Origin of the sequence: Halorubrum sodomense, assembly GCF_900111935.1 — an archaeon.
GTDB lineage: Archaea > Halobacteriota > Halobacteria > Halobacteriales > Haloferacaceae > Halorubrum > Halorubrum sodomense.
The window spans coordinates 279,428-285,972 of the sequence record NZ_FOYN01000003.1 but is presented as its reverse complement, the minus strand read 5'-3'; the positions used below and the strand labels follow the sequence as shown (position 1 = coordinate 285,972).

The following is a 6,545-nucleotide window of genomic DNA, read 5'->3' as shown; positions in this document are numbered from 1 at the left end:
GCTCATGACGCCACCTCCGAGCAGACCCCGGATCGACCGAAAAATGTATCCGTGAAGCCTCTACTCTTTATTAACGGAGCGGGCCGGGCGCGATTTGAACACGCGACCGACGGATTAAGAGTCCGTCGCTCTCCCTAACTGAGCTACCGGCCCTCACTGAATCGTACCGCTGTCGAGTTAAAAGACCTTTTCATTCCGTGACGACGGCGGCACAGAGACCGTTCCGCGCGGCCGCCGCGGCGGCACCCGGTTCCGGCCCGGCGGGGCCGCGAGAGCGCACTCGTTAAGTGTCGTGCCGCGGAAATCCCTTCAATGAGTAGTGGGGCATCCGGATCCGCGCGGACCCGGTACGCCATCCTCGGCTGTGGGAGCGTCGGGCACGCCGTCGCTGAGGAACTGACCGAGCGCGGGAAGGACGTCCTCATCCTCGACCGCGACGAGAGCCGGGTCGAGGCGCTCCGCGATCAGGACCTCAACGCGCGCGTTCAGGACATCGCCGAGCCCGACGTCGTCGACGAACTCGACGGCCGAGATATCGTGTTGATCCTCTCCAGCGACGTCGAGGCCAACAAGGCGGCCGTCTCCGCGATACGCGACACCGGCGGCGACCACTACGTCGTCGTCCGGGCCTCCGACCCCGTCAGCGAGGACGAGCTGCGGGAGCGCGGCGCCGACGTCGTGATCAACCCCTCGACGGTGATCGCGGACAGCGCGCTCCAGTCGCTGGAGACCGGCGAACTGGAGTACATGGCCCGCCAGCTCGCGGAGATCATCGAGGAGGGCGGCGACCAGATGGCGATCCTCACCCACGACAACCCGGAGCCGGACTCGATCGCCTCGGCGACCGCGCTCCAGGCGATCGCCGAGGCGTTCGGCGTCGACGCCGACATCATCTACTCGGGCGACGTCGGTCACCAAGAGAACCGGGCGTTCGTCAATCTCCTCGGGATCGACCTGCTGGCGCGCTCCGAGGCGCCGCCGCTCTCGGAGTACGAGACGGTCGCCGCGGTCGACCTCGCGAAGGCCGCCGCCGAGGACCTCGACCTCGGCGTCGGCATCGACGTCTACCTCGACCACCTGGAGTCGGAGGTGCCGTTCGACGCGCGCTTCGTCGACGTGCGCACCAACGTCTCCTCGACGTCCACGATCCTCACGAAGTACCTCCAGGAGTTCGACCAGTCGCCCTCGGAGGCGGTCGCGACCGCCCTCCTCTACGGGATCCGCGCCGAGACGCTGGACTTCAAGCGGGACACGACGCCCGCAGATCTGACCGCGGCCGCGTACCTCCACCCGTTCGCGAACCACGACACGCTCGAACAGGTGGAGTCGCCGTCGATGAGCCCGGAGACCCTGGACGTGCTCGCGGAGGCGATCCAGAACCGCGAGGTCCAGGGGAGTCACCTCTTCTCGACCGCCGGGTTCATCCGCGACCGCGAGGCGCTCGCGCAGGCCGCGCAACACCTCCTCAACTTAGAGGGGATCACGACGACGGCCGTGTTGGGCATCGCCGACGAGAAGATCTACCTCGCCGCGCGCTCGAAGGACATCCGGCTGAACATCGGCAACGTCCTCGACGAGGCGTTCTCGGAGATGGGCGACGCCGCCGGCCACTCCACGCAGGGGTCGCTCGAGATCCCGCTCGGCATCTTCACCGGCATCGAGGCGAGCGGCGAGAACCGCGACACGCTGCTCCACCTCACCGAGGAGGCGGTCCGCCGGAAGCTGTTCGACGCGCTCGGCGTGGAGGGCGGGAGCGGCGACGGCTCGAACGGGTCCTGAGCCCCTCGACCGACGGCCTCGAAGAATCCCCGTTCGGCGCGGTCGTTTTCCCGCTCGCGGCCGTACCACCGACGACCGCGCCGCATGTACGTCCCCGACGACCCGCCGGCGAACTGCCCCGCCTGCGGCGACCCGTACGACTCGGTCTCGCGACACGCCGACGGCTTCGTGGCGAACCTGCTGGACAACGAGCGCTACCAGCGGGTGTGTTTCTACCCCGCGACCGACGACGGCGACCCCGTCCTCGACTGCTACCACCACACGCACGAGCAGGCCGGCACGGACTGACCGGACTGGCACAGACTGACCTGGCTGGCACGGACTGAGTTGGCTGGCACGGACTGACGGGTCCGGTACAGACTGGCGGGGTCGGAACCGGAATTCGGAGGAAAGGACGCCCGAACCGCGGAGTCAGCTTAGAAGTCGTCGCCCTCGGTGATCGAGGTGTACGAGCCGATGAGCGCGCCCGAGAGGTCGACGCCCTCCAGGGTGGCGCCCGTGTCGATCACGGAGTTGCGGACCTCCGAGTCGGTGATCGTCGCGTCCTCGAAGACGACGGCGCGTTCGAGCGTCGAGTCGGTCACGGTCGCGCCCGACATCACGTGGACCACGTCGCCGAGGTTGCTCCCCTCGACGGTCGCGTCGTCGGCGACGAGCGTGCCGCCGTCGAGCGCGTACTCGACCGCGTCAAGGTAGCTGTCGGCGGTGCCGATGTCGAACCACGCGCCGTCGAAGGTGTACGCGTGGACCGCGCCGCGCTGCTGGAGCCACTGGAGGAACCAGCCCGGCTCGTCCGGGTTGTTGTCGTCGTCGAGGTACGTCGTGAGCTTCGGGAGCGTCTCCGCTGGGAACGCGTAGCAGGCGATGGAGACGAGCGTCGACTGCGGGTCGTCGGGCTTCTCCTGGAAGTCGATCACCTCGTCGCCGTCCAACTGGACGAGCCCGTACGACTTCGCGCGCTCGCGGTCGCCCACGTCGTAGGCGGCCAGCGTCGGGGTGCCCTTGTCCTCGAAGAAATCGGTGAAGTCCGCCAGGTCGAAGCTGATCATGTTGTCGCCGGCGACGACGATCAGGTCGTCGTCGACGTCCTCGCGGTCGACGAGCTGCTCGAGCGCCCCCACGACGCCGAACTTCTCGTCCTCCTCGACCGTCTCCTCGACCGAGAGCGTCGGCTTCTCGAAGGGGCTGTCGGCGAGGTACTCCGCGAACGTGTCGGCGAAGCGCTCGTTCGTCGAGACGAACACCTCGTCGACGCGGTCGTCCGCCTCCAGGTCCTCGAATATCTCGTCGATGACGGTGTTCTCTCCGACCGGCAGGAACATCTTCGGCCGGTGTTCGGTGATCGGCCACAGTCTGGTCGCGTAGCCACCCGCGAGTACGACGGCTTTCATACCCACTCCCTCTCACCCCGGTGACATACCTCTTGTGCCCGTGTCATGGTCGCGGTCGCGCGTGCCGCTGACGCCTCGGCTCGGCGTCGCGATCCCGGACGGTTTTGCTCGTCGCCGTCGAATCCCGCCCATGGAGACGACCCGCCAGCGGATCGCCGACGCGCTCCGCGAGGATCCCCGGACCGCGAGCGACCTCGCGGAGACGCTGTCGCTGCCGACGCCCGTCGTGTACGAGCACCTCGAACACGTCTCGCGGTCGGTGACCGACGGCGACGGACCCGACGGCGACGGAGGCGGGGGCGCGGACGAGGAGTTCCTCGTCGCGCCGCCGACCTGCCGCGACTGCGGGTTCGACGGCTTCGACGACCCGGTCAACGACCCGTCGCGGTGTCCCGAGTGTAGGAGCGAGCGGATCGAGGAGCCGGCGTTCGTGATCCGATAGCGGGAGAGGGCGGGCCGCGACCGCAGAGCGGCGCGCCTACAGCTCGTCGAGCAGCGTCGCGGCCGCAGCCGACGAGGAGCCCGGACCGCGGGCGGTGATCAGGTCGCCGTCGACCGTGACGCTCTCGTCGGCGTCGAGCTCGGCGTCGAAGTCGGCGCCCGCGAGGACGACCTCGTCTTCGACCCAGTACGGGAGCTTCCGGCCGTCGGGCATCACGTCGTCCTCGTTGACGATGTCCGCCTCCCACTCGTTCGGGAATCCGGTGACTGCGCGTCCCTCGACGAGCGGCGTCCCGTCGGCCTCGTTCGTGAACGCGAGGATACCCACCGCGTGGCAGACGACGAGGGCGACGCCATCCTCGCCCGCGACCGCGTCGAGCAGCAGCTGTCGGGCGTGGCGGTCCTGGTTCACGTCCCAGACGGTGCCGTGGCCGCCGGGGAAGACGACCGCGTCGTAGTCCGCGGCGTCGACCGTCGCGACCGGCGCCGGGTCGGTCAGTTCGGGGTGTTCCGCGTCGATCTCGCGGTACTCCGCGACGACCTCCTCGCCGCCCGCGGCCTCCGGGTCCAGCGAGCGCTCGTCGACGACCGGCGGCGACCCGGAGGGGGTCGCGACGGTCACGTCGACGCCCTCCGATTCGAGCGTGGTCAGCGGCTCGATACACTCCTCGGCCCAGTACCCCTCTTCGCTCACGACGAACAGCGCGCTGGTCATGTTCGCTTCCCCGTTCGCGGCCGCGACACAAAAGACGCCCGCGCCCGGCAGCGACGAGGGACGGCGGGGGGTTTATAATTGACCGCGGCGGTGCGGTCGGCGCGCGCCTCCGAGCGCCCGGCAGGGCGCGAGTAGTGAGAGACCGACGGTCCCTCGCTGGACGCGGCGACCGGAGCGACGCGGAGGGAGCCGCGAGGCTGGGGAGGTGTGAGGTGCTGTGCTGGGCGGGACTCAAAGGGGCAGCCGGGAGGCGCGCACAGGCGACGCAAGCACTGGAACGAGGGAGCGTAAGCGACCGAGTGAAGCGCGCAGCGAGCGTGCGCGCGCCTCCCGGCTGGGGCTTTGGAGACGTTCGCCGAACGAGCAGTAATTTATAAACAAGCGGCCGGTGCCTTCGCGGCGCTTCCCGCATCACCGACAGCGGTTATTTATTCGTCGCCCTGCGCGTCCACGATCACGACCTCGCCGTCCTCGACGGTGACGTTGATCAGCGTCTTCACGTTGTAGTCGGTGTCGTCGAGCTCGTTTTCGCCGGCCTTCTTGATCACGGCGACGACGTCGACGATCTCCGCGCCGACCTCGTCGGTGAGCGCGTCGAGGATGGCCTTCATCGTGCCGCCCGTCGAGAGCACGTCGTCTAAGACGAGCACGCGGTCGCCCGCCTCTACGTCGTTGATGTACATTTCCGACTCGGAGTACCCTGTCTCTTGGAACAGCGGGACCTCGCCGTCGAGGCCGTACTGGCGCTTGCGAATGACGACGAGCGGGATGTCGGTCATCAGCGAGAGCGCGGTCGAGATGTGGATCCCCATCGCCGCGGGGGTGACTATCTTGTCGACGTTCTCCAAGTCCGCCTTCCGGATCAGCCGGATGACGATCTCCCGGAGCAGCTCCGGTTCAAGCATGGGGACGCCGTCGCTGATCGGGTGGACGAAGTACTGGTACTCGCCTTTCTCGATGATCGGCGCGTCGAGGAGCGACTGCCGCAACTGGTCCATGTCGCGGGTACTCGGGCGGATTAATAAAGCGTGGCGATCCCCCGATTCCGTGAACCTCGATCGCACGGTACAGGACACGGCACGCGACGAGCGATGACGCTCCAGCCAACACCGCCAAAGCCCCAGTCGCGAGGACTCGATGCGCTCGCTGTGCGCTTCACTCGGTCGCTGGCGCTCCCTCGTTCCAGTGCTTGCGTCGCGCGTCTTCGTCCTCGCGACTGCCCCTTTGAGCCCCGCCCAGCACAGCACCGCTCCGCACCTCACGCCTTCCCAGCCTCGTCGCTCACGCCCTGCGGGCGTTCGCGACTCCCTCGCGCGTGCTCCTCGCAGCCGCCTTCGGCGGCCGCTCGGAGGCGCGCGCCAACCACTGCGGTTCGAGCCTCGTCCTACTCGAACTCCGGCTCGCGCTTCTCTAGGAACGCCTCCATCCCCTCGCGCTGGTCGTGCGTGCCGAACAGACCGGCCCACGCCCGGCGTTCGAGGGCGAGCCCGGTCGCGCCCGCGCCCTCGCCGGCCGCGTTGAGCGCCTCCTTCGCGGCGCGCAGGGCCGTCGCGGGCTTCGCGGCCAGCTCCCCGGCCAGCTCGTCGATCCGGTCGTCGAACTCGGCGTCGGCGACGACCTCGCCGACGAACCCGACCTCGGCCGCCTCGGCCGCGTCGATCCGCTCGCCGAGGAAGATCAACCGGCGGGCGACCTCGTCGCCGACGAGCGCCGGGAGCCGCTGCGTGCCCCCCCAGCCCGGGATGATGCCGAGGTCGATCTCGGTCTGCCCGAGCACCGCGCTCTCGGCGGCGACCCGCAGGTCGCAGGCCAAGGCGAGCTCGCAGCCCCCGCCGAACGCGTAGCCGTCGACCGCGGCGACCGTCGGCGCCGGGAACGTCTCGATGGCCTCCGCGACGCGGTGGCCGAGCTCGGCGTACGCCTGCGCCTCGGGGGTCGACATATCGACCATGTAGGAGATGTCCGCGCCCGCGACGAACGCCTCGTCGCCCGCGCCGGCGATCATGAGGACGCGGGCGTCGCGGTCGGCCGCCTCGTCAAGCGCGCCCTCGACCGCTTCGAGCGTCTCGACGGTGAGCGCGTTGAGCTGTTCGGGTCGGTCGATCGTGATCGTCGCGACCCCGCGGTCGTCGACATCGAAGGCGATGGTGTCTCGACTCATACGCGCCCCGTCGCGCGGCGGCGTGAAAACGGTTCGGCAGGCGGATCCGGGCGTCCGG

At 69.1% G+C, this 6,545-nt stretch carries 7 protein-coding genes and 1 tRNA gene; 3 read left to right on the top strand and 5 right to left on the bottom strand.

Going from position 1 to position 6,545, the window contains the following annotated elements; genetic code table 11:
• Nucleotides 1-79: 79 nt before the first annotated feature.
• Nucleotides 80-153, bottom strand: a tRNA-Lys gene (locus BM286_RS10850).
• A gap of 159 nt (nucleotides 154-312) precedes the next feature.
• On the opposite strand from BM286_RS10850, the gene BM286_RS10845 reads away from it, so the two are divergent.
• Nucleotides 313-1,779, top strand: coding sequence for a DHH family phosphoesterase (locus tag BM286_RS10845; protein ID WP_092921959.1), 1,467 nt, complete (start codon nucleotides 313-315; stop codon nucleotides 1,777-1,779).
• An 84-nt stretch (nucleotides 1,780-1,863) separates the two neighbouring features.
• The gene (locus tag BM286_RS10840; protein ID WP_092921956.1) at nucleotides 1,864-2,067 is read left to right on the top strand and encodes a hypothetical protein; all 204 of its coding nucleotides are present in this window, start codon (nucleotides 1,864-1,866) and stop codon (nucleotides 2,065-2,067) included.
• Between the two features lie 128 nt (nucleotides 2,068-2,195).
• Here BM286_RS10840 and BM286_RS10835 read toward each other — a convergent pair whose 3' ends face one another.
• Nucleotides 2,196-3,170, bottom strand: a complete 975-nt coding sequence (locus BM286_RS10835) for a sugar phosphate nucleotidyltransferase (protein WP_092921953.1) — start codon at nucleotides 3,168-3,170, stop codon at nucleotides 2,196-2,198.
• Between the two features lie 130 nt (nucleotides 3,171-3,300).
• Here BM286_RS10835 and BM286_RS10830 point away from each other — a divergent pair, with 130 nt between their 5' ends.
• A complete protein-coding gene (locus tag BM286_RS10830; protein WP_092921950.1) occupies nucleotides 3,301-3,612 on the top strand; it encodes a transcriptional regulator in 312 nt (103 codons plus the stop codon).
• A 36-nt stretch (nucleotides 3,613-3,648) separates the two neighbouring features.
• On the opposite strand, the gene BM286_RS10825 is transcribed toward BM286_RS10830, so the two are convergent.
• The 3 genes from BM286_RS10825 to BM286_RS10815 all read right to left on the bottom strand — a co-directional run bounded on the left by BM286_RS10825 (nucleotide 3,649) and on the right by BM286_RS10815 (nucleotide 6,487).
• Nucleotides 3,649-4,326: a type 1 glutamine amidotransferase domain-containing protein gene (locus BM286_RS10825; protein WP_092921947.1), complete on the bottom strand. Its 678-nt coding sequence runs from the start codon at nucleotides 4,324-4,326 to the stop codon at nucleotides 3,649-3,651.
• Nucleotides 4,327-4,754: 428 nt separating this feature from the next.
• On the bottom strand, nucleotides 4,755-5,324 hold the full coding sequence (hpt, locus tag BM286_RS10820; RefSeq protein ID WP_092921944.1) for a hypoxanthine/guanine phosphoribosyltransferase: 570 nt from the start codon (nucleotides 5,322-5,324) through the stop codon (nucleotides 4,755-4,757).
• 386 nt (nucleotides 5,325-5,710) lie between these two features.
• Nucleotides 5,711-6,487 carry an enoyl-CoA hydratase/isomerase family protein gene (locus tag BM286_RS10815; RefSeq protein ID WP_092921941.1) on the bottom strand — a complete coding sequence of 259 codons (777 nt, stop codon included), beginning with the start codon at nucleotides 6,485-6,487 and terminating at the stop codon, nucleotides 5,711-5,713.
• Nucleotides 6,488-6,545: the final 58 nt, after the last annotated feature.